Source organism: Streptomyces sp. NPDC058051 (assembly GCF_042885475.1).
GTDB lineage: Bacteria > Actinomycetota > Actinomycetes > Streptomycetales > Streptomycetaceae > Streptomyces.
In genome coordinates this window covers 405,174-430,892 of the sequence record NZ_JBHVRW010000004.1, presented here as the reverse complement: position 1 = coordinate 430,892, position 25,719 = coordinate 405,174, and the positions used below count along the sequence as shown (strand labels likewise).

24 protein-coding genes and 1 riboswitch are annotated in these 25,719 nt (G+C 69.5%); of the genes, 17 read left to right on the top strand and 7 right to left on the bottom strand.

The annotated features are described in order from the left end of the window. Window positions 1-108: 108 nt before the first annotated feature. Window positions 109-1,317 (bottom strand): quinolinate synthase NadA, encoded by a 1,209-nt coding sequence (gene nadA / locus ACFVUT_RS09890; protein WP_389645810.1) that lies wholly within the window; start codon window positions 1,315-1,317, stop codon window positions 109-111. A gap of 214 nt (window positions 1,318-1,531) precedes the next feature. Between nadA and erpA the strand changes: the two genes are divergently transcribed. Further along, the gene (gene erpA / locus ACFVUT_RS09885) at window positions 1,532-1,888 is read left to right on the top strand and encodes an iron-sulfur cluster insertion protein ErpA (RefSeq protein WP_389645812.1); all 357 of its coding nucleotides are present in this window, start codon (window positions 1,532-1,534) and stop codon (window positions 1,886-1,888) included. 96 nt (window positions 1,889-1,984) lie between these two features. Here erpA and ACFVUT_RS09880 read toward each other — a convergent pair whose 3' ends face one another. Together ACFVUT_RS09880 and ACFVUT_RS09875 are read right to left on the bottom strand one after the other, a co-directional pair. After that, window positions 1,985-3,448: a hypothetical protein gene (locus ACFVUT_RS09880; RefSeq protein ID WP_389645815.1), complete on the bottom strand. Its 1,464-nt coding sequence runs from the start codon at window positions 3,446-3,448 to the stop codon at window positions 1,985-1,987. 173 nt (window positions 3,449-3,621) lie between these two features. Then, the gene (locus ACFVUT_RS09875) at window positions 3,622-3,819 is read right to left on the bottom strand and encodes a hypothetical protein (protein WP_389645817.1); all 198 of its coding nucleotides are present in this window, start codon (window positions 3,817-3,819) and stop codon (window positions 3,622-3,624) included. Window positions 3,820-3,978: 159 nt separating this feature from the next. Between ACFVUT_RS09875 and ACFVUT_RS09870 the strand changes: the two genes are divergently transcribed. Continuing rightward, window positions 3,979-4,953 (top strand): carbohydrate kinase family protein, encoded by a 975-nt coding sequence (locus ACFVUT_RS09870; protein WP_389645820.1) that lies wholly within the window; start codon window positions 3,979-3,981, stop codon window positions 4,951-4,953. A gap of 15 nt (window positions 4,954-4,968) precedes the next feature. On the opposite strand, the gene ACFVUT_RS09865 is transcribed toward ACFVUT_RS09870, so the two are convergent. Further along, window positions 4,969-6,351: a cysteine desulfurase/sulfurtransferase TusA family protein gene (locus ACFVUT_RS09865; protein ID WP_389645824.1), complete on the bottom strand. Its 1,383-nt coding sequence runs from the start codon at window positions 6,349-6,351 to the stop codon at window positions 4,969-4,971. Between the two features lie 270 nt (window positions 6,352-6,621). On the opposite strand from ACFVUT_RS09865, the gene coxB reads away from it, so the two are divergent. The 4 genes from coxB (at window position 6,622) to ACFVUT_RS09845 (ending at window position 11,090) form a co-directional block, all read left to right on the top strand. After that, entirely contained in the window at window positions 6,622-7,584 is a 963-nt protein-coding gene (gene coxB, locus ACFVUT_RS09860; RefSeq protein WP_389645828.1) for a cytochrome c oxidase subunit II, read from the top strand. After that, entirely contained in the window at window positions 7,581-9,317 is a 1,737-nt protein-coding gene (gene ctaD / locus ACFVUT_RS09855) for a cytochrome c oxidase subunit I (protein ID WP_389645831.1), read from the top strand. The genes coxB and ctaD overlap by 4 nt, the downstream gene beginning before the upstream one ends. Beyond that, entirely contained in the window at window positions 9,314-9,712 is a 399-nt protein-coding gene (locus tag ACFVUT_RS09850; protein ID WP_389645834.1) for a cytochrome c oxidase subunit 4, read from the top strand. Before ctaD ends, ACFVUT_RS09850 begins: the two co-directional genes overlap by 4 nt. Before the next feature lie 118 nt (window positions 9,713-9,830). Then, the gene (locus ACFVUT_RS09845) at window positions 9,831-11,090 is read left to right on the top strand and encodes an Ig-like domain-containing protein (RefSeq protein WP_389645838.1); all 1,260 of its coding nucleotides are present in this window, start codon (window positions 9,831-9,833) and stop codon (window positions 11,088-11,090) included. 50 nt (window positions 11,091-11,140) lie between these two features. Here ACFVUT_RS09845 and ACFVUT_RS09840 read toward each other — a convergent pair whose 3' ends face one another. Further along, a complete protein-coding gene (locus ACFVUT_RS09840) occupies window positions 11,141-11,542 on the bottom strand; it encodes a hypothetical protein (protein WP_389645840.1) in 402 nt (133 codons plus the stop codon). A gap of 187 nt (window positions 11,543-11,729) precedes the next feature. Between ACFVUT_RS09840 and ACFVUT_RS09835 the strand changes: the two genes are divergently transcribed. The 6 genes from ACFVUT_RS09835 to ACFVUT_RS09810 all read left to right on the top strand — a co-directional run bounded on the left by ACFVUT_RS09835 (window position 11,730) and on the right by ACFVUT_RS09810 (window position 18,898). Next, window positions 11,730-12,350 carry a heme-copper oxidase subunit III gene (locus ACFVUT_RS09835; protein ID WP_389645842.1) on the top strand — a complete coding sequence of 207 codons (621 nt, stop codon included), beginning with the start codon at window positions 11,730-11,732 and terminating at the stop codon, window positions 12,348-12,350. Window positions 12,351-12,412: 62 nt separating this feature from the next. After that, window positions 12,413-13,222 carry a c-type cytochrome gene (locus tag ACFVUT_RS09830; protein ID WP_389645845.1) on the top strand — a complete coding sequence of 270 codons (810 nt, stop codon included), beginning with the start codon at window positions 12,413-12,415 and terminating at the stop codon, window positions 13,220-13,222. Continuing rightward, window positions 13,219-14,271, top strand: coding sequence for a Rieske 2Fe-2S domain-containing protein (locus tag ACFVUT_RS09825; RefSeq protein ID WP_389645848.1), 1,053 nt, complete (start codon window positions 13,219-13,221; stop codon window positions 14,269-14,271). The genes ACFVUT_RS09830 and ACFVUT_RS09825 overlap by 4 nt, the downstream gene beginning before the upstream one ends. Beyond that, entirely contained in the window at window positions 14,268-15,917 is a 1,650-nt protein-coding gene (locus ACFVUT_RS09820) for a cytochrome bc complex cytochrome b subunit (protein WP_389645851.1), read from the top strand. The genes ACFVUT_RS09825 and ACFVUT_RS09820 overlap by 4 nt, the downstream gene beginning before the upstream one ends. Window positions 15,918-16,057: 140 nt before the next feature. Continuing rightward, complete coding sequence (gene trpD, locus ACFVUT_RS09815; RefSeq protein ID WP_389645854.1) at window positions 16,058-17,122, top strand: anthranilate phosphoribosyltransferase; 1,065 nt, start codon at window positions 16,058-16,060, stop codon at window positions 17,120-17,122. A 105-nt stretch (window positions 17,123-17,227) separates the two neighbouring features. Next, a riboswitch (SAM riboswitch) is annotated at window positions 17,228-17,345 on the top strand. 176 nt (window positions 17,346-17,521) lie between these two features. Next, entirely contained in the window at window positions 17,522-18,898 is a 1,377-nt protein-coding gene (locus ACFVUT_RS09810; RefSeq protein WP_389645857.1) for an aminotransferase class V-fold PLP-dependent enzyme, read from the top strand. Window positions 18,899-18,978: 80 nt separating this feature from the next. Here ACFVUT_RS09810 and ACFVUT_RS09805 read toward each other — a convergent pair whose 3' ends face one another. Both ACFVUT_RS09805 and ACFVUT_RS09800 read right to left on the bottom strand, forming a co-directional pair. Further along, the gene (locus ACFVUT_RS09805; protein WP_072483264.1) at window positions 18,979-19,260 is read right to left on the bottom strand and encodes an Lrp/AsnC family transcriptional regulator; all 282 of its coding nucleotides are present in this window, start codon (window positions 19,258-19,260) and stop codon (window positions 18,979-18,981) included. Further along, a complete protein-coding gene (locus ACFVUT_RS09800; protein ID WP_389645861.1) occupies window positions 19,257-20,009 on the bottom strand; it encodes a rhomboid family intramembrane serine protease in 753 nt (250 codons plus the stop codon). Before ACFVUT_RS09800 ends, ACFVUT_RS09805 begins: the two co-directional genes overlap by 4 nt. A gap of 161 nt (window positions 20,010-20,170) precedes the next feature. Here ACFVUT_RS09800 and ACFVUT_RS09795 point away from each other — a divergent pair, with 161 nt between their 5' ends. From ACFVUT_RS09795 to ACFVUT_RS09775, 5 genes are all read left to right on the top strand, one after another. Then, the gene (locus ACFVUT_RS09795) at window positions 20,171-20,413 is read left to right on the top strand and encodes a hypothetical protein (RefSeq protein ID WP_389645864.1); all 243 of its coding nucleotides are present in this window, start codon (window positions 20,171-20,173) and stop codon (window positions 20,411-20,413) included. Between the two features lie 37 nt (window positions 20,414-20,450). Beyond that, entirely contained in the window at window positions 20,451-21,812 is a 1,362-nt protein-coding gene (locus ACFVUT_RS09790) for an NYN domain-containing protein (protein ID WP_389645866.1), read from the top strand. A 286-nt stretch (window positions 21,813-22,098) separates the two neighbouring features. Next, complete coding sequence (locus ACFVUT_RS09785; protein ID WP_389645869.1) at window positions 22,099-23,124, top strand: NlpC/P60 family protein; 1,026 nt, start codon at window positions 22,099-22,101, stop codon at window positions 23,122-23,124. 238 nt (window positions 23,125-23,362) lie between these two features. Further along, entirely contained in the window at window positions 23,363-24,394 is a 1,032-nt protein-coding gene (locus ACFVUT_RS09780; protein WP_389645872.1) for an NlpC/P60 family protein, read from the top strand. A 26-nt stretch (window positions 24,395-24,420) separates the two neighbouring features. Beyond that, complete coding sequence (locus ACFVUT_RS09775) at window positions 24,421-25,689, top strand: hypothetical protein (protein WP_389646806.1); 1,269 nt, start codon at window positions 24,421-24,423, stop codon at window positions 25,687-25,689. Window positions 25,690-25,719 lie beyond the last annotated feature (30 nt).

Genomic DNA, 25,719 nt, shown 5'->3' with positions numbered 1-25,719 from the left:
GGTGACGGCGCGCGGCCGCCGGGCAGGCATCCGAGCCTGCCCGACGGCCGCGCGCCCACGACTGTCCGTGCCGTACGGGCCGCTGCGAGCCCGTACGCGGTGAAACGGCTACGGCAGCGCCAGCATCCGCTCCAGCGCCAGCTTCGCGTACTTCTCCGTCTCCGGGTCGACCACGATCCGGTTGACGGGCTTCCCCTCGGCCAGCGACTCCAGCGCCCACACCAGATGCGGCAGGTCGATGCGGTTCATCGTCGAGCAGAAGCAGACCGTCTTGTCGAGGAAGACGATCTCCTTGTCCTCGGCCGCGAACCGGTTCGCCAGGCGGCGCACCAGGTTCAGTTCGGTGCCGATCGCCCACTTCGACCCGGCCGGAGCGGCCTCCAGGGCCTTGATGATGTACTCCGTCGAGCCGACGTAGTCCGCCGCCGCCACGACCTCGTGCTTGCACTCGGGGTGCACCAGCACATTGACGCCCGGGATGCGCTCGCGCACATCGTCGACGGACTCGACGGAGAAGCGTCCGTGCACCGAGCAGTGGCCGCGCCACAGGATCATCTTCGCGTCGCGCAGCTCCTCGGCGGTCAGGCCGCCGTTCGGCTTGTGCGGGTTGTAGAGGACGCAGTCCTCCAGGGACATTCCCAGGTCGCGGACCGCGGTGTTCCGCCCCAGGTGCTGGTCGGGCAGGAAGAGCACCTTGCCTGCTGAGGGCTCCCTCTGCTCGAAGGCCCACTCCAGCGCCCGCTCCGCGTTGGACGAGGTGCAGATCGTTCCGCCGTGCCGGCCGGTGAAGGCCTTGATGTCGGCGGAGGAGTTCATGTAGGAGACGGGTACGACCTGATCGGCGACCCCGGCCTCGGTCAGCACGTCCCAGCACTCGGCCACCTGCTCGGCGGTGGCCATGTCGGCCATGGAACAGCCCGCCGCCAGGTCCGGGAGCACGACCTGCTGGTCATCCGTGGTCAGGATGTCCGCCGACTCGGCCATGAAGTGCACACCGCAGAAGACGATGTACTCGGCCTCCGGGCGCGCGGCCGCGTCCCGGGCGAGTTTGAACGAGTCCCCGGTGACGTCGGCGAACTGGATGACCTCGTCCCGCTGGTAGTGGTGGCCGAGGACGAACACCTTCTCCCCGAGCTTCTCCTTGGCCGCGCGGGCACGCTCCACCAGATCCGGGTCGGAGGGGGAGGGCAGGTCGCCGGGACACTCGACGCCACGCTCGCTCCTCGGGTCGGCCTCGCGGCCGAGCAGGAGCAGCGCGAGGGGCGTCGGCTGGACGTCGAGATCCTGGACGGGGTGGGCCGTGGTCACGTCACGCACCCTTTCTTTGAGCCTTTTCGTCTAAATGACGTTATCTATCATATCTGCTGCATGTCACTTTGACGACGGCCATAGCGTCGATGTGACACATCCCCCGGGGCGGTCCGTGTGCGAGCATGAACGGAACAGGCAAGCGCTCGGCCCGGAATGAATCCGCGGTCCCGACGGTTGCAACGTCGGCAAGCAGTCTCCGTACAACCCGGGAGAGAAGCAGATGTCCGTATCGGACGAGACCACCACCGTGAGCGACGGCATCCTCCTGTCCGACGCCGCCGCAGCCAAGGTCAAGAGCCTGCTGGAGCAGGAAGGCCGTGACGACCTGGCGCTGCGCGTCGCCGTCCAGCCCGGCGGTTGCTCGGGCCTGCGCTACCAGCTCTTCTTCGACGAGCGTTCGCTCGACGGCGATGTCGTGAAGGACTTCGACGGTGTCAAGGTCGTCACCGACCGGATGAGCGCCCCGTACCTGGGCGGCGCCTCCGTCGACTTCGTCGACACCATCGAGAAGCAGGGCTTCACGATCGACAACCCGAACGCCACGGGTTCCTGCGCCTGCGGCGACTCCTTCAGCTGAGCCCTGAGGGCGGCGGAACAGTACGACGGCGGCGGCCCCGGATTCCGGGGCCGCCGCCGTCGTGCGTCGTCGTCGTCATCAGAGGCGCAGCGGGAATCAAGCGCGGGGCACGTCGCCGCCCGACGCCGCGTCGACCACCGTCCGGTCACCGAGCGGGGCGTCCAGCGTCACCGTCCGGGTCAGCTCCTTGGCGATCATGATGCAGACCTTCTTCTCGGCCGGCTTCGACTCCGTCACCGTCACCCGCACCGTCTGCCCGTCCTCGGTCGCGCTCGCCGCGTACGTGCTGCACGCCCCGCCCCAGAACGTCACCGACAGGGTCCGCCCGTCGGCGCTGTACGACAGGAGCTGCCGCCGGGACTTCCCCGTGTCCCCGGAGGGCGGAGCCGAGGCCGAGGGCGCGTCCTTCACCAGATAGGCGGGATCCACGGCGACCTGCGAGACGGTGGTGCCCGTGCCGCCCGCGGCCGGCCGCACCGAGAAGAGCCAGGACGGTACGAGCGTCTGCTTGCCCGCCACGTACTGCTCCGCCAGTCCGAACACCGCCTTGTCGACCGTCACGGTCGTCGTCGACGGCTCGGCCCCGGTCAGCGCCCCGCAGTGGACGTCCGGCGACTCCAGGCCGTCCTCCAGCGGTACGGGATCCGCGCACCCGCCGGTGCCGGCGCCCCCGTCGGTCCGGGACGTTGCCCCGTTCAGCTGCTTCAGCGCCTCGCCCGCGCTGATCACCGGATAGCTGTCGCCCTTCTCCAGCCCCTTCAACCGGCCGCTGCCGCCGACCACGTCACCGTTCGGACCCACCTGGATCCCGGTCGACCAGCCGTGGGTGGGAAGGCCGTCCACCACCGGCTCGGCGTTCACCACCCGCACCGAACCCATGAGCTGGCCGGTGTCGAGGGCGGCGCCGTCCTGCCCCGCGGCCTTCAGGACCGGTGCCGCGGCGGCCCTGGCCGCGCTCTCGCTCACCGGCGAGCCGTCGCCCGGGCCCGCCTTCCCGCTCGAACAGGCCGTGGCACGCCCGCAGTCGTCCGTACCGCCGGAGCCGTACCGGGCGAAGCTCCAGGTGCCCGGAGCCTGCTTGTTCACCCGCAGGACCGGACCCGAGCCGTCGCCGTCGGGCCCCACCTTCCAGGACGTGCCCTCCGCCCGCGGTGTGCCCGGCACTCCCAGCGCCGTCGCCAGCCGGACCACCTCCGCCGCGGTGACGGTTCCCTCCGCACGCCGCACCGCGGCCGTACGCGGGCCCTCGGGCAGCGTGCCGGAGGCGCGGTAGACCACTCGGCCGCCGTGCGGATCGGGCTCGCCCGGTGCGATGCCCTGCGAGGGCCCGGTGGGCACCGACGCGTCGCCCGCGTTCTCGTCCAGGGCCAGCGGGGGAGGGGTGCGTGCTCCGCCGTCCGCCGCACTGCCGCCGCTCTTCCCCCCGCCGTCCGCGGCGGTGGCGGCCCAGTACGCGCCGCCACCCCCGGCCAGCAGTACGGCTGCCGCCACCGAGGCCACGGCCAGCGGCGAACGCCGCCGGGGGCCGGTCACGTCGTTGTCGGGTCGCTCGGTGCTCACCGGATCGCTCCTTCGCCTGCGTCGCCGTCGCAGGCCGTGCTCCGGCCTGCCGGTCCGTCCCACGGTGGGGACAACGGTGGGACGGGGCTCGGGCGCGCGCGGTTCCCTCGAAGGCGCTCGAAGGTGCTTGAAGGTGCCGGACGTGCCGGTGCCGGACGCGACCGGCGGCGGTCTCAGTCGCCGTACTCGGACATGGCGTCGAGCAGCCGCGCGGAGGACGCGGGCACGGTGACTCCGTGAATCAAGGACGGCGCCACCCGAACGGGGGCAGACTTCGCGGGGGCCACCCAGTGCGGAGCCATGCGCGCGCAGTCACCGCGCAGTTCGGCCAGGCTGATCTCGGACTCGCGTGGAGCGATGTGGTTCGGCATATCCGCACCGTAGGCATCACACACCTCGGGAAGAAAGACCTACTATCGGGTAGTTTTCCCCCATAAGCGTCCTTGCGGGGAACCGGTAGCGTGAACTGTCACGCCGCCCCGGGAACACCGTCACCCGTTCCCCCCGATCTCCACAGGAGCAGTCTCCCCGTGCGAATCGCAGTCACCGGCTCCATCGCCACCGATCACCTCATGACCTTCCCCGGCCGTTTCGCCGACCAGCTGGTCGCGGATCAGCTGCACACGGTCTCGCTCTCCTTCCTGGTCGACAACCTCGACGTGCGCAGGGGCGGTGTCGCCGCCAACATCTGCTTCGGCATGGGCCTGCTGGGCACCAGCCCGATCCTGGTCGGGGCCGCGGGTTCCGACTTCGACGAGTACCGCGCCTGGCTCGACCGCCACGGCGTCGACACCGGTTCGGTCCGGATCTCCGAGGTCCTGCACACCGCCCGCTTCGTGTGCACGACGGACGCCGACCACAACCAGATCGGCTCCTTCTACACGGGTGCGATGAGCGAGGCCCGGCTCATCGAGCTGAAGGCCGTCGCCGACCGGGTCGGCGGCCTCGACCTCGTCTCGATCGGCGCCGACGACCCCGAGGGGATGCTCCGCCACACCGAGGAGTGCCGCTCCCGCGGTATCCCCTTCGCCGCGGACTTCTCGCAGCAGATCGCCCGGATGGGCGGGGAGGAGATCCGGATCCTCCTCGACGGCGCCACGTACCTCTTCTCCAACGAGTACGAGAAGGGGCTCATCGAGTCCAAGACCGGCATGAGCGACGAGGAGATCCTGTCCAAGGTCGGCCACCGGGTCACCACGCTCGGCGCCCGCGGCGTCCGGATCGAGCGGGTCGGCCAGGAGACGATCGAGGTCGGCTGCCCGGAGGAGGAGATCAAGGCCGACCCGACCGGTGTCGGCGACGCCTTCCGGGCCGGCTTCCTCTCCGGCCTCGCCTGGGGCGTCAGCCTGGAGCGCGCCGCCCAGGTCGGCTGCATGCTCGCCACCCTGGTCATCGAGACGGTCGGCACCCAGGAGTACACCCTGCACCGCGCCCACTTCATGGACCGCTTCACCAAGGCCTACGGCCACGACGCCGCCGGCGAGGTCCGCGCGCACCTGGGCTGAACCCGGAACGGAACCTCAGATCAGCCGGCGGACCACATAGGCCGAGCCGCGGTCCGCCGGCTCCTCGCCCACGTACTCCTGCTGCCGCATCGCGCACCAGGCCGGGATGTCCAGGCGCGCCGCCTCGTCGTCGGAGAGCACGGTTACCGTCCCGCCCGGCGGTACCTCCCCGATCACCTTGGCCAGCTCGATCACCGGGATCGGACAGCGCTTCCCCAGGGCGTCGACCACCAGGGACGCGGACGCGGCGGGGGAGGAGAGCGCCGAAGCGGGCGCCCCCAGCCTCTCCCGCACCTCCGCCACCACCCGGGGCAGCACGTCCAGGAAGCGCTCGACCTCCTCGTCCGTGGTGCCGGCCGGCAACGACACCCGGACGTTCCCCTCCGAGAGCACGCCCATCGCCTTGAGCACATGGCTCGGCGTCAGCGTGCTGCTGGTGCAGGACGAACCGGACGACACGGAGAATTCGGCCCGGTCCAGCTCGTGGAGCAGTGTCTCCCCGTCGACATAGAGACAGGAGAAGGTCACCAGATGCGGCAGCCGCCGCACCGGATCCCCGACCACTTCCACGTCGGGCACCAACTGCGGCACCCGGCTCCTGATGCGGTCGACCAGGGCCCGCAGCCGTACGGACCGGTCCGCGGCCTCCTCCCGCACCGCCCGCAGCGACGCCGCCGCGGCCACGATCGCCGGAAGGTTCTCGAACCCCGCGGCCCGCCCGGACTCGCGCTCGTCGGCCGGCCCCTGGACCGCGAACCGCACCCCCTTGCGCACCGCCAGCAGTCCGACCCCCGGGGGGCCACCCCACTTGTGCGCGCTGGCCGCCAGCAGCGACCAGCCGTCCGGCACCGGCCCCCAGCCCAGTGACTGCGCGGCGTCCACCAGCAGCGGCACCCCCGCGGCCCGGCAGACCTCCGCGACCTCCGCGACCGGCTGCACGGTGCCCACCTCGTGATTGGCGGACTGCAGGCAGGCCAGCGCGGTGTCCTCGCGCAGCGCGTCCGCGTACGCCGCCGCGCTCACCGCCCCCGACCGGTCCACGGCGACCTCGACGACCGATCCCCCCTGTGCCTCGTGGGCGGCGGCAGCGTGCAGCACCGACGAGTGCTCCACCGCGGAGACCACCAGACGGCGGGCGACACGCCGACGTCCCGCGAGGGCCCCGGAAACTCCGGAGTGCACCGCGCGAGTCCCCGAAGGAGTGAATGTGAGCTCGTCCGGACGGCACCCGACGGCCTCCGCCGCGGCCTCCCGGGCGGCGTCCAGCAACAGTCGGGCCCGCCGGCCCTCGCGGTACAGCCTGGCCGGGTCGGCCCACCCCTCGTCCAGTGCGGCAAGCAGCGCCTGGCGGGCGACGGGGTGCAGGGGGGCGGAGGACGCGGCGTCGAAGTAGGGCACACGGCCACGCTAGCCCGGGCCGGGCCCCTACCCGGGGACGGGGCGCCCGTCGAACCGGGAGAGAGAGCGTCAGATGACGGCCAGAGGCGGGTATTCCACCCCTTCGGGGAGTCGGGCGGCGCGTTGGGCACCCTCCCCGCGCGACCCCAAATAGCGTCCAGTAGGGTTTGGTCCGCATAAACATCCAAACCCCTGCCCGCGTCAGGGCGGCGACCGACCAGAAAGACGGCCGCGCCGAACGCGCGGGCGAGACTCTCGGGAAGGCGCTACGTGAGTCCCAACGGCTCCGACCGCTCGTCGCGGCGCCCGATGCGGCGGAAGCTGCCGCAGGTGCTGACTGCGGGCCTGATCCTGGCGACCGCAACCGGTTGCACATACAAGGACTTCCCCCGCCTTGGTATGCCTACGCCGGTAACGGAAGAGGCACCACGGATCCTTTCTCTCTGGCAGGGCTCGTGGGCGGCAGCGCTCGCCACGGGCGTGCTGGTCTGGGGCCTGATCCTGTGGAGCGTCATCTTCCACCGGCGCAGCCGCACCAAGGTCGAGGTTCCTCCGCAGACCAGGTACAACATGCCCATCGAGGCGCTGTACACCGTGGTCCCTCTGATCATCGTCTCGGTGTTGTTCTACTTCACCGCGCGCGATGAATCGAAGCTCCTCACGCTCTCCCCCAAGCCCGCCCACACCATCAACGTGGTCGGCTACCAGTGGAGCTGGGGCTTCAACTACATCGAGAACGTGGACGGCTCGACCGCCACGGGCAGCAAGATCCCCAAGGAACTCGATGCCATTCCGGACAGGTTCCGGAAGGACTTCCCCAAGGGTGCGGAGGGCGTCTACGACTACGGCATCCCGGGCACCCGGAATCCGCAGAACGGCAACCCGGGGCCGACCCTGTGGCTGCCGAAGGGCGAGAAGGTCCGCTTCGTTCTGACTTCGCGTGACGTCATCCACTCCTTCTGGGTGGTGCCGTTCCTCATGAAGCAGGACGTCATTCCGGGCCACACCAACGCCTTCGAGGTGACTCCCAACCAGGAGGGCACCTTCATGGGCAAGTGCGCCGAACTCTGCGGCGTCGACCACTCCCGGATGCTCTTCAACGTCAAGGTCGTCTCCCCGGAGCGCTACCAGGCTCACCTCAAGGAGCTGGCGAAGAAGGGGCAGACGGGCTACGTGCCGGCCGGCATCGAGCAGACTGATCCGGCCAGGAATGCGGAGACGAACAAACTGTGAGCATCCTCAACGAACCTCAGGGTGCCGCGGCAGCAGACGACTCGTACGAGGACGAGCTGCCGGTCCGGCGCAAGCAGCCGGGAAACGTCGTCATCAAGTGGTTGACCACCACTGACCACAAGACGATCGGCACGATGTACCTGGTCACATCGTTCGCGTTCTTCATCATCGGCGGTCTGATGGCGCTCTTCATGCGCGCCGAGCTGGCCCGTCCCGGCACGCAGATCATGTCGAACGAGCAGTTCAACCAGGCGTTCACGATGCACGGCACGATCATGCTGCTGATGTTCGCGACGCCGCTGTTCGCCGGATTCGCGAACTGGATCATGCCGCTGCAGATCGGCGCGCCCGATGTGGCGTTCCCGCGGCTGAACATGTTCGCGTACTGGCTGTACCTCTTCGGCTCGCTCATCGCGGTGGCCGGCTTCCTCACCCCGCAGGGTGCGGCCGACTTCGGCTGGTTCGCCTACTCCCCGCTCTCGGACGCCGTCCGTTCGCCGGGTGTCGGCGCCGACATGTGGATCATGGGTCTGGCCTTCTCCGGCTTCGGCACGATCCTCGGCTCGGTCAACTTCATCACCACGATCATCTGCATGCGTGCCCCCGGCATGACGATGTTCCGCATGCCGATCTTCGTCTGGAACGTCCTGCTGACCGGTGTGCTGGTCCTGCTGGCCTTCCCGGTTCTCGCCGCCGCGCTCTTCGCGCTGGAGGCGGACCGAAAATTCGGCGCGCATGTGTTCGACGCGGCCAATGGCGGCGCATTGCTCTGGCAACACCTCTTCTGGTTCTTCGGCCATCCAGAGGTGTACATCATCGCCCTACCATTCTTCGGAATCATTTCCGAAGTGATCCCAGTGTTCAGTCGAAAGCCGATGTTCGGCTATATCGGTCTGATCAGCGCGACGATCGCCATCGCGGGCCTCTCCGTGACCGTGTGGGCGCACCACATGTACGTCACCGGCGGTGTGCTGTTGCCGTTCTTCTCGTTCATGACGTTCCTCATCGCGGTACCGACCGGTGTGAAGTTCTTCAACTGGATCGGCACGATGTGGAAGGGGTCGCTGTCCTTCGAGACACCGATGCTCTGGGCCGTCGGCTTCCTGATCACCTTCACCTTCGGTGGTCTGACCGGTGTGATCCTGGCGTCGCCCCCGATGGACTTCCACGTCTCGGACTCGTACTTCGTCGTCGCGCACTTCCACTACGTCATCTTCGGCACCGTGGTCTTCGCGATGTTCTCCGGATTCCACTTCTGGTGGCCGAAGTTCACCGGCAAGATGCTGGACGAGCGGCTCGGCAAGATCACGTTCTGGACGCTGTTCGTGGGCTTCCACGGCACGTTCCTGGTGCAGCACTGGCTGGGTGCCGAGGGCATGCCGCGTCGTTACGCGGACTACCTCAACGCGGACGGCTTCACCGCGCTGAACACGATCTCGACGATCTCCTCGTTCCTCCTCGGTCTGTCGATGCTGCCGTTCTTCTACAACGTGTGGAAGACCGCCAAGTACGGCAAGAAGGTCGAGGTCGACGACCCGTGGGGCTACGGCCGTTCGCTGGAGTGGGCGACCTCCTGCCCGCCGCCGCGGCACAACTTCCTCACCCTGCCGCGGATCCGTTCCGAATCCCCGGCGTTCGACCTGCATCACCCGGAGATCTCGGCGCTCGAACAGCTGGAGCACCACTCCGCGGATGACAAGGCCCTCGCGGGTGGCAAGGAGGCCGGCAAGTGAAGATCCAGGGCAAGATGTTCCTCTGGCTCAGCGTCTTCATCCTCGCCATGGCCATCACGTACGGCGTGTGGTCGAAGGAGCCGGCCGGAACCACCGCGCTCGTCCTGGCCTTCGGCCTGAGCGTCATGATCGGCTTCTACCTGGCCTTCACGGCGCAGCGGGTCGACGCCATGGCCCAGGACAACAAGGAAGCCGACGTCGCGGACGAGGCCGGCGAGGTGGGGTTCTTCTCCCCGCACAGCTGGCAGCCGCTCGCGCTGGCCGTCGGTGGCGCCCTCGCCTTCCTGGGCATCGTCTTCGGCTGGTGGCTGCTCTACTTCTCGACCCCGGTGATCCTCATCGGCCTGTTCGGCTGGGTCTTCGAGTACTACCGCGGCGAGAACCGCACCCAGTGACATCACGTCACCGCTCCACCTGACGGGGGGCCCGTACTTCTCCACCAAAAGAGGTACGGGCCCCCCGTTTGCAGTCACATTGCGCGCTGATAGGGATGAACTTTCATAGCGTGTGTTCATGAACCACACGCCGTGCTTCCGCCCCGTAGTGAGCTGCACTCTGCTGGTCATGACCCTGGTCGCGGGCCTGACAGCCTGCGGGGGGTCAGATGGCCACCCGCTCGCGGCGAAACCGTACGACGCGGCGGACGAGATCTCCTCCAACCTCCCCGGAGGCGACGAGAAGGCCGACTCCGACAAGCCGCTCGAAGTCACCGTCGACGACGACGGCCGGATCACGGACGTATCGGCCGTGGACGCGATCGGACGCCATCTGGCAGGTGAGCTGGACGCCGACGGGAGCCGCTGGCACTCCACCACACCGCTCGCCGCCGGCACCCGCTACACCGTCCGAGTCAGCATGGAGGACGACGACGGCGCCCCGGGCAACCGCACGCTCTCCTTCGAGACCGCCGCCGTCAAGGCCAAGAAGCTTCTGAAGGTCACCTTCGGGCCCCAGGCGGGCACCTACGGCGTCGGACAGCCCATCACGGCGGAACTCAGCGTCCCGGTCAAGGACAAGGCGTCCAGGGCCATCGTGGAGCGCGCCCTGAGGGTCCGTTCCACACCCGCCGTGACCGGCTCCTGGTACTGGGTCGACGACAAGATCCTGCACTACCGGCCCAAGGACTACTGGCCCGCCAAGGCCAGGATCGACGTCACCAGCGGCCTGGAGGGCATCAAGGTCACCGACACCCTCTACGGGGGCCCCGCGAAGGCGCTGAAGCTCACCACGGGCGATCGCGTCGAGGCGCTCACCGACGCCGCCGCGCACACCATGACCGTCAAGCGCGACGGGAAAGTGATCAACACCATTCCGGTGACCACCGGCAAGCCCGGTTTCTCCACCCGAAATGGCGTCAAGGTCGTGCTGAGCAAGGAATACGCCGTACGTATGCGCGGGGAGACCATCGGCATCTCGGACGACTCCAGCGACGGGTACGACCTGATGGTCTACTACGCGACCCGCGTCACCTGGAGCGGCGAGTACGTGCACGCGGCCCCGTGGTCCACCGGTTCGCAGGGGTACGAGAACGTCAGCCACGGCTGTACGGGCATGAGCACCAGCCTCGCCGAGTGGTTCTACAACACCGTGCGCCCGGGCGACATCGTCCAGGTCGTCGGCAGTCAGGGCGACACCATGACGCCGTTCGACAACGGCTTCGGAGACTGGAACCTGTCCTGGGACAAGTGGCAGCAGGGGAGCGCCCTGCGGAAGAACGCCACCCCGGACCGCACGGACACGATCCAGGCGGCGCGGCTGCGCCCCGAGGTCTGACCGGCCCGGGGCGCAGCCCCTCGGCGGGACCGCGGACGCGGCGGGGCGTCTCAGGCGTTCACGCAGTCCCTGTTGCGCAGCAGAGCGGCCAGAGCGTCCGCGAACTCGACCGGTTCGACGGGCAGGGTCACCGCGGCGTCCGCGCGGCTCCAGGTGGCCAGCCAGGCGTCCTGAGGGCGCCCGATCAGCAGCAGCACGGGCGGGCAGCGGAAGATCTCGTCCTTGATCTGCCGGCAGACGCCCATGCCGCCCGCGGGCGCCGCCTCGCCGTCCAGCACGCAGACGTCGATGCCGCCGTTGTCCAGCGCCTCCAGAACCGCCGGCAGGGTGGCGCACTCCAGGAACTGCACCGGTGGCACGTCGGCCGCGGGCCTGCGCCCGGCTGCCAGCCTCACCTGCTCACGGGTGCGGGCGTCGTCGCTGTAGACCAGGACCGTGGCGGTCGGCTGCATTGTTCCTCCGTGACATCTGTGTCTTCGGGGCTTTCCGGGCATGAACCGATGCGCGGATCGTACTCCGCCCGATGGCCTGTCAGCACCGCCCCGGACGGCGGATTCATGGGCCGTTCGGGGAGGGCACACCCGGTTGACACACCGAACGGCACCCCCCGGAGTGAGGGCGGGATAAGGGACCGACATAATGTCGGTCGTGGCGACAGCAACGACAGTAGAAACCGGGCACGCGCACCCGTCGGTCAATCGACCGAACCTCACCAGCGTCGGAACCATCATCTGGTTGAGTTCCGAGCTGATGTTCTTCGCGGCCCTCTTCGCGATGTACTTCACCCTGCGATCGGTGACGGGACCGGCTCACTGGAAGGAAATGGCTTCGGCCCTGAACTTCCCGTTCTCGGCGACGAACACCACGATCCTGGTGCTCTCCTCACTCACCTGCCAGCTCGGCGTCTTCGCCGCGGAGCGGGGCGACGTGAAGAAGCTCCGTACCTGGTTCGTGATCACTTTCGTGATGGGTGCGATCTTCATCGGAGGCCAGGTCTTCGAGTACACCGAGCTGGTGAAGAAGGACGGCCTCTCGCTGTCCTCCGACCCGTACGGCTCGGTGTTCTACCTGACGACCGGCTTCCACGGGCTGCACGTGACAGGCGGTCTCATCGCCTTCCTGTTCGTTCTGGGCAGGACATACGCAGCCAAGAGGTTCACCCACGAACAGGCGACCGCCGCCATCGTCGTGTCCTACTACTGGCACTTCGTCGATGTCGTGTGGATCGGCCTCTTCGCCACGATCTACATGATCAAGTAACCGGGCTCGAACCCGAACCACATCCAGCATCGACGCAGAAGATCCTGACACCGGGGTAATCCGTGAAAAAGCTCTCCGCACGACGACGCCATCCGTTGGCGGCGGTCGTCGTACTACTCCTCGCGCTGGCGGCTACTGGGGGGCTGTACGCCGCGTTTGCGCCCGCGAGTAAGGCGCAGGCCGACGAAACCGCCCAGTCCCTCGCCATCGACGAGGGCAAGAAGCTGTACTCCGTCGGTTGCGCCAGCTGCCACGGAACCGGCGGTCAGGGCACCACCGACGGGCCGAGCCTGGTCGGCGTGGGCTCCGCCGCCGTGGACTTCCAGGTCGGTACGGGCCGTATGCCGGCACAGCAGCCGGGCGCCCAGGTACCGAAGAAGAAGGTCATCTACAGCCAGGCCGAGATCGACCAGCTCGCGGCGTACGTCGCGTCGCTCGGCGCCGGTCCGATCATCCCGACCGAGAAGCAGGTCAGCCCTGAGGGTGCGGACATCGCCAAGGGTGGCGACCTGTTCCGCACCAACTGCGCGCAGTGCCACAACTTCACCGGTGAGGGCGGCGCGCTGACGAACGGCAAGTACGCGCCCAGCCTCGAAGGCGTGGACCCGAAGCACGTCTACGAGGCCATGCAGACCGGCCCGCAGAGCATGCCGTCCTTCCCGGACACGACGATGCCCGAGCAGCAGAAGCGGGACATCATCGCGTACATCCAGACCGTGAACAGCGCCCAGTCGGAGAACCCGGGCGGTCTCAAGCTGGGTGGCCTCGGGCCGGTCAGCGAGGGCTTGTTCGCCTGGATCTTCGGGCTCGGCGCACTGATCGCAGTTGCCATTTGGGTCGCGGCCCACACCGCTAAGGCCAAGAAGTCATGAGTAGCCAAGAGATTCCAGACGAGAACCTGCCCGCTGAGCAGGGCTCCGCGCACGGCGCGGTAGAGGTCGCCGAGGACCCGTTCGCCGACCCGGGGCTGCCGGCCCACAAGCCGCGCATCCAGGACATCGACGAACGGGCCGCGAAGCGCTCCGAGCGCGCCGTCGCGTTCATGTTCACGCTGTCCATGCTGGCGACGATCGGCTTCATCGCCTCGTACGTCATCTTCCCGGTCGACAAGATCGTGTACATCTGGCCCTTCGGCCATGTGAGTGCGCTCAACTTCTCCCTGGGTCTGACCCTGGGCGTGGCCCTCTTCGCGATCGGCGCCGGTGCCGTCCACTGGGCCCGCACCCTGATGTCCGACGTGGAGGTCGCCGACGACCGGCACGCCATCGAGGCCGAGCCCGAGGTCAAGGCGAAGGTCCTCGCGGACTTCGCGGCGGGTGCCGAGGAGTCCGCGTTCGGCCGGCGCAAGCTGATCCGCAACACCCTGTTCGGCGCGCTGGCCCTGGTGCCGCTCTCCGGCGTCGTGCTGCTGCGCGACCTCGGTCCGCTGCCGGAGAAGAAGCTCCGCAACACCCTGTGGGCCAAGGGCAAGCAGCTCGTCAACATGAACACGATGCAGCCGCTGCGTCCCGAGGACGTCGCTGTCGGTTCGCTGACCTTCGCCATGCCCGAGGGCCTGGACGAGGGTGCGGAGGACTTCCAGAACCAGATCGCCAAGGCCGCGCTGATGATCATCCGTATCCAGCCGGAGAACATCAAGGACAAGCGCGAGCGCGAGTGGGCCCACGAGGGAATCGTGGCCTTCTCCAAGATCTGCACCCACGTCGGCTGCCCCATCAGCCTGTACGAGCAGCAGACGCACCACGTGCTCTGCCCGTGCCACCAGTCCACCTTCGACCTCTCCGACGGCGCCCGCGTCATCTTCGGTCCGGCCGGTCACGCCCTTCCGCAGCTGCGGATCGGTGTGAACAGCGAGGGCAACCTCGAGGCGCTCGGTGACTTCGAAGAGCCCGTCGGTCCTGCATTCTGGGAGCGCGGATGAGTACTGCGACCACGAACCCGTCCGGTGCTTCCGCGCCGGGCAATCGCAAGGCGCCCGCCGGTGAGCGGGTGGCCGACTGGGCGGACGGCCGGCTCGGGATCTACTCCCTGGCCAAGGCCAACATGCGCAAGATCTTCCCGGACCACTGGTCCTTCATGCTCGGTGAGATCGCCCTCTACAGCTTCATCATCATCATCCTCACGGGTGTGTATCTGACGCTGTTCTTCCACCCGAGCATGAACGAGGTCGTGTACCACGGCTCGTACGAGCCGATGCAGGGCATCCGGATGTCCGAGGCCTACGCCTCGACCCTGGACATCAGCTTCGACGTCCGCGGTGGTCTCCTGGTCCGCCAGATCCACCACTGGGCCGCGCTGATCTTCCTGGCCGGCATGTTCGTGCACATGATGCGCGTCTTCTTCACGGGTGCGTTCCGCAAGCCGCGTGAGATCAACTGGCTGTTCGGCTTCCTGCTGTTCGTGCTGGGTATGTTCACCGGCTTCACCGGTTACTCGCTCCCGGACGACCTGCTGTCCGGTACGGGTGTCCGCTTCACCCAGGGCGCGATCCTGTCGATGCCGATCGTCGGCACCTACATCTCGATGTTCCTGTTCGGCGGAGAGTTCCCCGGTCACGACTTCGTCGCCCGGTTCTACTCGATCCACATCCTGCTGCTGCCGGGCATCATGCTCGGCCTGCTGGTGGCGCACCTGATCCTGGTCTTCTACCACAAGCACACGCAGTTCGCCGGGCCCGGCCGCACCAACAAGAACGTGGTCGGCATGCCGCTGCTGCCGGTGTACATGGCGAAGGCCGGTGGCTTCTTCTTCCTGGTCTTCGGCATCATCGCCGTCATCGCGGCGATCGCCTCGATCAACCCGATCTGGGCCATCGGCCCGTACCGCCCGGACCAGGTGTCCACCGGCGCCCAGCCCGACTGGTACATGGGCTTCGCCGAGGGTCTGATCCGAGTGATGCCTGGCTGGGAGATCAACCTCTGGGGCCACACGCTCGTCCTGGGTGTGTTCATCCCGCTGATGGCCTTCGGGCTGGTACTCGCGATCATCGCGGTCTACCCGTTCATCGAGTCCTGGGTCACCGGGGACAAGCGCGAGCACCACATCCTGGACCGCCCGCGCAACGCCCCGACCCGGACGGCCTTCGGCGTCGCCTGGATCACCGAGTACGTCATCGTCTTCATCGGCGGTGGCAACGACCTGTGGGCCACGCACTTCCACCTGTCGCTGAACGCCATCTCCTGGTTCGTCCGGATCTTCATCTTCGTCGGCCCGGTCATCGCGTTCATCGCCACCAAGCGGATCTGCCTCGGCCTCCAGCGCCGCGACAAGGAGAAGGTGCTGCACGGACGTGAGTCCGGCATCATCAAGCGCCTGCCGCACGGTGAGTTCGTCGAGATCCACGAGCCGCTCGGCCCTGAGCAGCTGCACACGCTCACCGCGCACGAGCAGTACACGCCGGCCGAGATCGGCCCGACGGTCGACGAGAACGGTGTCGAGCGCAAGGTGTCGCCCCTGCAGAAGCTGCGCGCCAGGCTCAGCAAGGGCTACTTCGGCGAGGACAACCAGATCGCCAAGCCCACCGCCGAGGAGTACAAGGAGATCACCAGCGGCCACGGTCACCACTGATCGCCTGAACTGATCGCCACAGCAGGAGCCCCGTCCATCCGATGGACGGGGCTCTTTGCTGTCCGCGGCCCTCGATAAGGTGGAGGTGACCCCTTTTGGGGTGACCTCTTTTATCGGCTGTGGACCCTCAGGAGCGGACCATGAACGTTGTGACCCCGGGCGGCGGCGACAGCGTGGCGGACCGTTCCTGGCCCGGCGTGCTGAACCCCCTGCTGCGCGGCGAGGACCTGAGCGCGGACGACACCGCGTGGGCCATGGACCGCATCATGAGCGGTGAGGCGACCGATGTGCAGATCGCCGGTTTCGCGGTGGCGCTGCGCGCCAAGGGCGAGACGGTCGACGAGGTGTCCGGCCTGGTGCGCGCGATGTACGAGCACGCCCGCACCATCCACGTGCCCGGCCGCACGGTCGACATCGTCGGCACCGGAGGCGACCTCGCGAAGACGGTCAACATCTCCACGATGTCGGCGATCGTCATCGCGGGTACCGGCGCCAAGGTCGTCAAGCACGGAAACCGCGCCGCGTCCTCGGCGAGCGGTTCCTCCGACGTCCTGGAGAAGCTCGGCGTCAATCTGGAGCTCAGCGCGCAGCGGGTCGCCGAGGTCGCCGAGGAGGCGGGCATCACCTTCTGTTTCGCGGTGAAGTTCCATCCCGCCCTGCGCTACGCGGCCAAGGCCCGCAAGGAACTCGGCGCCCAGACCACCTTCAACATCCTCGGGCCGCTCACCAATCCCGCCCACGTGCGCGCCCAGGCCATCGGCGTCGCCGACCTGCGGATGGCGCCCATCGTCGCCGGAGTGCTCGCCGAGCGCGGCAATTCGTCGCTGGTCTTCCGCGGTGACGACGGTCTGGACGAGCTGACGACGACCGCGACCTCACGCGTCTGGGTGGTCCGGGACGGATCGGTGCGCGAGGAGGCGTTCGACCCGCGCGACATCGGCCTGGAGCTGGTGCCGACGCAGGCGTTGCGCGGCGCCGACGCCTCGTACAACGCGGATGTGGCCCGCCGGGTGCTGGCCGGCGAGCGAGGGCCCGTACGGGAGGCCGTGCTGCTCAACTCGGCGGCTGCGCTGGTGGCTCTGGACCCGACGGACGGCACGCTGAACGAGCAGCTCGCCGCCGGGATCGCCAAGGCCGCCGCATCCATCGACTCGGGCGCGGCCCGGGAGGCGCTGGACCGCTGGGTTGCGGTCAGCAACGCCTGAGAGCCTGTCGGGTGGCCTCTGATCGGGCGGAAGGTGACGCGGGGCGCGGTCCGGATCCTGGACCGCGCCTTGCGCGTCCACGCACGTATGGCAGGATGCTGGTCAGGTCATGAGTGACAGCGACTACGGCCCCGGCCCGCTGTCCGGCAACCCTCCGTCCGTGGCGGGGTGCCCCGGGTGAAGACCAGGCCGTAGGCAGCGAGGTCTGCGGCAAGCGCGGGCCCCTCGGCATCTGTGAATGCCAACCCCCGGGGTCCTGGTCCCTAGGGAGTCTCTTGTGAGCACGCGAATGCGATAGGGCTTCCCGGCCCTCCTCCGCACACCCCCTTTTCACTCTCCGCTGTGCTGCCGCGTATCCGTCGGCGCCTGCGATTCGCCTGCCTCTTACGGGAGTTCGCCATGTCTGTCTTCACTGCTGCCGCCGACCAGTCGCTTTGTGCCCCGCTGCCCGTTCTGGGACAGGATGTAACGGTTCCGCTGGTCACGGGTGGTGAAGTCACCTATGCCGCTCTCGACTACGCCGCCAGCGCCCCGGCCCTCCAGCGCGTCTGGGACGACGTCGCCGCCTACGCCCCGTACTACGGCAGCGTCCACCGTGGCGCCGGGTACCTCTCGCAGCTCTCCACGGACCTGTTCGAGAACAGCCGGGCGACCGTCGCCGAGTTCCTCGGCTGCCGGGCCGACGACCAGGTGATCTTCACCCGGTCGACCACCGACTCCCTCAACCTGCTGGCCGCCGTCCTCCCCGCCGACTGCCAGGTCTTCGTGTACGAGACCGAGCACCACGCCTCGCTGCTGCCGTGGCGCGACGCCCGGGTGACCTACCTGAACGCCCCGCGCACCCCGGCGCAGGCCGTCGAGACGCTGGAGCGCGCGCTCGCCGCCCGTGACCCCCACGGCCCCGCGCTGGTCTGCGTCACCGGCGCCTCCAACGTCACCGGTGAGCTGTGGCCGGTCAAGGAGCTGGCGGCCGCCGCGCACGCGCACGGTGCCCGGATCGTGCTGGACGCCGCCCAGCTCGCCCCGCACCACCCCGTCCACATCGCCGACCTGGACGTCGACTGGGTCGCCTTCTCCGGACACAAGCTGTACGCGCCGTTCGGCTCGGGTGTGCTCGCGGGCCGCGCCGACTGGCTCCAGGACGCCGAGCCGTACCTGGCCGGCGGCGGCGCCTCGCGCAAGGTCGCCCGCCGCACCGACGGCGGCGTGGACATCGAGTGGCACTCCACCGCCGCCCGCCACGAGGCCGGTTCCCCCAACGTCATCGGTGTGTACTCCATCGCCTCCGCCTGCAAGGCGCTGACCGAGGCGGGCTTCGGGAACCTGGTCGCCCGGGAGCAGCGCCTCGTCACCGCGGTCCGTGCCGGTCTCGCGGAGGTCCCCGAGGTGAAGGTGCTCTCGCTGTTCGGCGACGACGCCCCTCGGGTCGGCGTCATCTCCTTCGTGGTGGAGGGCTGGAACAGTTCGCACTTCGCGGCGGCGCTCTCCGCCGAGTACGGCATCGGGGTCCGCGACGGGCTGTTCTGCGCCCACCCGCTGCTCCGCACCCTGCTGGGCAGCGACCCGCAGGCGGTGGGCGAGTGCGGTGCGCCGGAGGCCGAGCCGGGCGAGCGCTCGTTGAACGCGATCCGGGTGAGCTTCGGGGCCGGTACGCCGGACGAGCACGTCGAGCGGTTCGTCGGCGCGGTCAAGGAGCTGGTGGGCAAGGGTGCCCGGTGGAAGTACCGGACCGAGGGCGGTCGCTGCGTCCCCGACCGGGGTGCGGCGCAGCTCTGACGGATGCGTGGCCCTTCGGCGGGGGACGGGCGGGCGGGCCCGTCCCCCGCCGAAGGGCCACGCCGTGACGCGGGGCGTTCCTACGCGTCGAGGCCGATGGCGAAGGCGGCCTCCAGGTCGTGCTGGGAGTACGTACGGAAGGCCACATGCGTGTCGGTGGCCTCGACGCCGGGGATCTTGCTGATCCGGCCGGGGATGACGTCCGCCAGATCGTCGTGCCTGGCCACCCGGACCATGGCGATCAGGTCGTACGTACCGGTGACCGAGAAGACCTCGCTGACACTGTCCAGCGCGGCGATGGCCTCGGCGATCTCGGGAATCCGGTCCACGCTGGTTTTGATGAGCACGATCGCGGTGATCACGGCTGGCTTTCTCCCTCGGTGGCCCTGGCTGGTCTCTTCACTCTATCCGCACGCCGGTGACGCCCCCAGGCGTAGAGGAACCCGAGGCCGAAGCCGACGACGTGCGCCAGATAGGCCACGCCGGGGCCGCCGCTGCCCGCTCCCTGGACCGCCAGCCACTGCAGAACGAACCAGAAGATCAGCACGATCCAGGCGGGGAAGCGCAGCGGCAGGAAGAAGAGGAACGGGAACAGGCTCGTGACCCGCGCCCTGGGGAACAGGTACAGGAACGCCCCGAGCACCGCGGAGATCGCCCCCGACGCGCCGACGAGCGTCTGGTCGGACGCGGCGTGCGCGGCCGCGTAGGCGACCAGGGCGAGATAGCCGCAGCCGAGATAGAAGAGGGCGAACTCGGCATGGCCCATGCGTTCCTCGGCCATGGCCCCGAACACGTACAGGAAGAGCACGTTGCCGAGCAGATGCAGCCAGCTGCCGTGCACGAAGAGGGCGGTGAACGGGGTGAGCAGGGCGTGCGCCGAGCCGTCCCACAGCTCGCTGGGGATCACGCCCCATCGTTCGAAGTATCCGGCCTGGGCGGCCAGCAGGGCGTCGGGGGCGCCAGGGGACCGGCGGAAGCCGGACAGTGGACTGACCAGGAAGACCAGACCGCACAGGGCGATCAGCGCATGGGTCACCAACGGTGCGCCCGGGGCGACCGCCCGTAGAAGTCCGCCGGTGAATCTGCCGGCCGCAGCCCGCCGATCGATCATGAACAGAGCATGACGCAAAGGGAGGGAACGGGACAGAGCGCCTCGCCGTGCCGGAGGGGCCCGGTGAGGCCGTAGGGTTACGGGAGGGCATCCGCAGTTCGACGGCGCACCGCGAGATCCTTGAAGCAGGCAGCACGAGGCTCCATGAAAGAGGACGCACGATGACGACGGTTCCCCAGCCGACCGACGAGACTCGCTGGCGCTGCACGCTCTGCGGAAATCTCACGCGGTTCGACGTGACGCGCTCCTCGAAGGTCGTCGAGTACGTCCATCTCGACCTGGCCGGGGAGTCCACCGTCGAGGAACGCGAGGTGGTCAGTGAGACCATCGAGTCGGTGCGCTGCCGGTGGTGCAACGCGGTGGATCAGATCGAACTCGTGGCCAGGCCGGGTGCCGACTCCTGACGGAGCCGCGCGGACAGACAATTTGGGGTGACGGATGGTGGAGCAGCCCGCTAGCGGCGCCGAGTCGGCCGAGGGGGCCGACGAAGCCGTCGAGGCGCTCGACCGCCCGCTGCCCGAAGGTGTACGGCGACGGGTCGTCGCCCTGGTGTCGGACGCGTTCGGCGGTCTGACCGTCACCGAACTCCCGGCCCAGCTGAGACAGTACGCCCGCTTCACCCCGACCCGGCGCGCCAAGTTCGCGGGGAACGCGATGGCCGCCGCGCTGGAGAGCGACGCGCTCTTCCGGCAGCGCATCGGGGAACGGCTCCGGGAGGCGCAGTCGGAGCTGACGGCCGCGCTGGAGGCCGGTTCGCCGCCCGCCGCCGCCGACCCCGTCGATGTGGCCGCCGCGGCCTATGTGCTGCGCCCGGCGGGCTGGGTGAAGCTGGTCGCCGCCGCAGGCGAGGAGGCCCAGCGGGCCGACGCCGAGCGCGCCGACGAGGAGAGCCGCCGCGAGGTGCAGCGGCTGCGCGAGGAGCTTGCCCAGGCCCGCTCCCAGACGAAGAACGAGACCGAACGGCTCCGCGGTGAGCTGGACGTGGCGCGCAAGGAAGTCGAATCCCTTCAGCGCAGGCTGCGCAGCGCCCTGAACGACGTCAAGCGCGGCGAGGCCGCGCTGCGCCGCGGCCGGGCCGAGATCGACGCCGTACGGTCCGAGGCGGCTGCCCAGGTCTCCGCGGCCGAGAGCGAGAGCCGTCGGCTCAAGGGGCGGCTCGGTGAGGCCGAGGCGTCCGTCGAGGCGGGCCGGAGGGCCGCCAGGGAGGGCCGCTCGGTCGAGGACATGCGACTGCGGCTGCTGCTGGACACGGTGCTCGACGCCGCCCGCGGGCTCCGCCGCGAACTGGCCCTGCCGCCCTCCTCGATGCGTCCCGCGGACAGCGCCGACGCGGTGGAGCCCGGCAGGATGTCGCCCAAGGACATTGCCGCCAGGGCCCTTTCGGAGACCGATCCGGCCCTGCTCGACCAGTTGCTCGCGCTGCCGCAGGCGCATCTGATCGTGGACGGCTACAACGTCACCAAGACCGGCTATCCACAGCTGCCGCTGGAGAAGCAGCGGTTGAGGCTGCTGGGCGGTCTGTCCGTCCTCGCGGCGCAGACCGGAGCCGAGATGACCTGTGTCTTCGACGGGGCCGAACTGGCCGCCCCGGTGCTGCTCGCGCCGCCGCGCGGGGTGCGGGTGCTGTTCAGCAAACCCGGGGTGACCGCCGACGAACTCATCCGTCAGCTGGCGCGCGCCGAACCGACGGGCCGGCCCGTCGTGGTGGTCTCCACCGACCGTGAAGTCGCCGACGGAGTGGCGAAGGCGGGCGCCAGGCCCGTTGCGTCCGTCCTGCTCCTGAAGCGTCTTTCGCGCGTCTAGTGCCGCATGCCCGGAATCAGCGGAAATCAGGGAACGGACCGTCAGCTCACCACTACACGCCGTGGGGCGTGGGTAAAGAAGTACCCGGTGTGACGAGATTTTTCTTGTGAGGATTTGAACTGATCACAAGTTGGTCACTAGGGTCGGTCCTCGAACCTTCGCACGGTTGATCACCCATCCGGGGTGACGGCGAAGACACCGCCGAGTCCGTGAATGTGCGCGGAGCCGGGGATTCCAGTCCCCCCACAGCCCGGTAGGCGGCTCGAGGAAGAAGGAGCTCGCCTTCGTGGCGTCCCACCGTCGTCCCAAGCATCCGAGCCGCGCCCGTGTGACCGTGCTCACCGCCACCGCCGCAGCGGCCGTGGCCCTCACCTCCCAGGCGGCCCACGCCGACCCCAAGCCGACCAAGAGCGAGGTCAAGGCGAAGGTCGACAAGCTCTACCACGAGGCGGAGACGGCCACCGAGCAGTACAACGGGGCCAAGGAGCAGCAGCAGAAGCTGGAGAAGGAGATCAGCGCGCTGCAGGACAAGGTGGCCCGCGGCCAGCAGGACATCAACACGCTCCGCAGCGGCCTCGGTTCGCTCGCCGCGGCGCAGTACCGCTCCGGTGGCATAGACCCGTCGGTCCAGCTCTTCCTCGCCTCGAACCCGGACACCTTCCTCGACGAGGCCTCGGCCCTCGACCAGTTGACGGCGAAGCAGGCCGATTCGCTGGAGAAGATCCAGGAGAAGCAGCGGTCCCTCGCGCAGGAGCGCAAGGAGGCCCAGGACAAGCTCGGTGACCTCGCGGACGTCCGCAAGACGCTCGGCGAGAAGAAGAAGAAGTTCCAGGGCAAGCTCGCCGACGCGCAGCGCCTGCTCAACACGCTCACCGCCGCCGAGCGCGAGAAGATGCGCCAGGACGACCTGCGCGCCAGCCGTGCCGCGGGCGACCGGGTCGACCTGGGCAACGAGGTCCCCGCCTCCGCGCGCGGCGCCGCCGCTCTCAACGCCGCCTCCACCCAGCAGGGCAAGCCGTACGTCTCCGGCGGCACCGGCCCCAACTCCTACGACTGCTCGGGCCTGACCCAGTGGGCCTACGCCCAGGCCGGCGTCCACATAACCCGCACCACGTACACCCAGATCAACGACGGCACCCGGATCGGGCGCAGCGCGCTGAAGCCGGGCGACCTGGTCTTCTTCAACAACACCTCGCACGTGGCTCTCTACGCGGGCAACAACACCGTCCTGCACGCCCCGAAGCCCGGCGCCTCGGTCCGCTACGAATCGATGAACACCATCGGCACCTTCCAGGTCGGCGTGCGCATCTGACGACGCCCGAACGGGCGAATTCCCGCGCCCGCGCAGACAGTCCGCCCCGCCGGAGACCACAGGTCACCGGCGGGGCGTTCCCGTTCCGCCACCCCGTCCCCACGGCGTGGCCGTTGGTCGTCGGCGTAACCGTCCGACTACTGTCTGCCTGCCGTGCAGCTCCCGGTCGTCGGTCCGCCCGCCCCGGGCGGCAGGGGCTGCGCGCGTCTGCGTACAGCGGAAGGGAGTGCGGCGTCCTGTGGTGTCCCATCGCCGTTCCACACAGTCCGGCCTCAACCGGGGGGCCCGGGCCACTGTCCTGTCGGCCGCGGCGGCGACCGCGGCCGCCACGCTCGGGGCGGCCACCGCGAACGCCGACCCGCAGGACACCTCCCGGACCGCGAAGGCGCGGCTGGACCGGCTGTACGGCGAGGCCGAGCAGGCCACCGAGCAGTACAACAAGGCCGGTGAGGACGCCGACCGGCTGCGCGACGAGGTGAGTCGGATGCAGGACCGGGCGGCCCGCGACCAGGAACGCCTCAACCGGATGCGTACGGCGCTCGGTTCGGTGGCGAGCGCGCAGTACCGCTCCGGCGGCCTCGACCCCTCGCTCGCGCTGCTGCTCTCCTCGGACCCGGACAGCTACCTCGACCGGGCGGCCACCCTGGACCGCCTGACCGAACGTCAGGCCGCCGGGATCCGGGAACTCCAGCAGGCCGGGCGCTCCTTCGAACAGACCCGCGCCGAGGCGGCCCGGGCCCTGGCCGGGCTGAAGCGCAGCAGGGCCGCCGCCACCCGCCACAAACAGACCGTCGAGCGCAAACTCGCCCAGGCCAAGCGGATGCTGGACGCGATGCCCGGAGCCGACCGGGCGGACTTCGAGCGGGCCTCGCGCTCCGGCCGCGACGACGGCTTCTTGGACATGACCGGTCTGCCGGCCGGTTCCGCCCGTGCGGCCGCCGCCGTCATGGCCGTCCGGCAGGCGCTGGGCCGCCCGTACGTCTGGGGGGCCAGCGGACCCGCCGGATTCGACTGCTCCGGGCTGATGCAGTGGGCCTACGCGCAGGCCGGGGTCAGCCTGCCCCGCACCTCGCAGGCCCAGCGGTACGCGGGGCGCATGGTGCCGCTCTCCGAGGCCCGCCCCGGCGACCTGGTCGCCTACCGCGCGGACGCCTCCCACATCGCGATGTACGTCGGCGACGGCCAGGTGGTCCACGCCCCGTACCCGGGCGCCCCGGTGCGCTACGACCCCGTCGGCATGATGCCCGTCTCGTCGGTCACCCGCGTCTGACCCGTACCCTCGACCGGGTGACCCGGATCGACGGACGGCGTACCGCACGGGCGGGACGTGACGCACGGCGGCGCACGGCGGGAGCGCTGCTCGCCGTGCTGCTGTCCGCGTCCGCCTGCGCGGCCCCCGACGACGACGCCGTCCCGGACTCCGCCGTCCGCTCCATCCGCGCCACCCTGGACCGGCGCGCCGCCGCCGTGCTGGACCACGACACGGACGCCTATCTGGCCGCCGTGGACCGGCGGGCCACCGGGTTGCGCACCGCCCAGCGCAGGGAACTGGACAACCTCGCGGACGTACCGCTGAGCGCGTGGTCGTACCGGCTGACGGACGTGACCGGACAGGGCACCGACCGGGTCACCGCGGACGTCGAGCTCCGCTACCGCGTCAAGGGCTACGACGCCGCCCCGGTCGCCGCGGACCGGGTGCTCGATCTGGCACGGGACAGCGCGGACGGCCGCTGGTACATCGTCGGCGACCGGGCGGGCGCGGACAGTGGCCGGCAGCTCTGGCAGCAGGGCGACGTCCAGGTGGTACGCGGGGAGCACAGCCTCGTCCTGGGGGTCGGCCGTACGGAGCAGGAGCTGCGCCGGATCGCCCGGGAGGCGGACGGGGCGGTGCCCGCCGTCTCCGGCGCCTGGCCGGAGCGCTGGGCGGGCCGTGTGGTGGTGCTCGTACCGCACACCGTGCAGGACATGGCCGAGCTGCTGGGGTCACCGGCGGCGAACTACCGGGGCATCGCGGCCGTCACGACCGCCCGGACCGGAGATCCGGACCGGGCGCCCGCGGACCGGGTGGTCGTCAACCCGCAGGCGTACGGCCTGCTCAGCACGTTCGGGCAGCGGATCGTCCTCACCCACGAGATCACCCATGTCGCCACCCGCGCCCGCACCTCCGCCGCCACGCCGACCTGGCTCTCCGAGGGCTACGCCGACTGGGCGGCGTACCGCGCCGAGGACCGCACGGCCGCACAGGCCGCGCCCGAACTGGCCGACGCCGTCCGGCGCGGTGAACTGCCCGCCGAGCTCCCCACGGACGAGGACTTCGGCTTCGCGGGCGAACCGGCGCGCCTGGCGAAGGCGTACGAGGGCGCCTGGCTGGCCTGCGAACTGATCGCCGACCACTGGGGCGAGAAGAAACTGTCCGCCTTCTACCGGGCCGTCGGAAGCCACGCGGGGCGTGACGGGGCGGTGGAGCAGGCGATGCACGAGGTGCTCTCCACGACGCCGCAGGACTTCACGGCCCGCTGGCGGGAGTATCTGCGCTCACGGCTCGGCTCAGAGCCTGACGGGTGACCTCGGAGGCCGGCCGGGCCGGTCCGAACG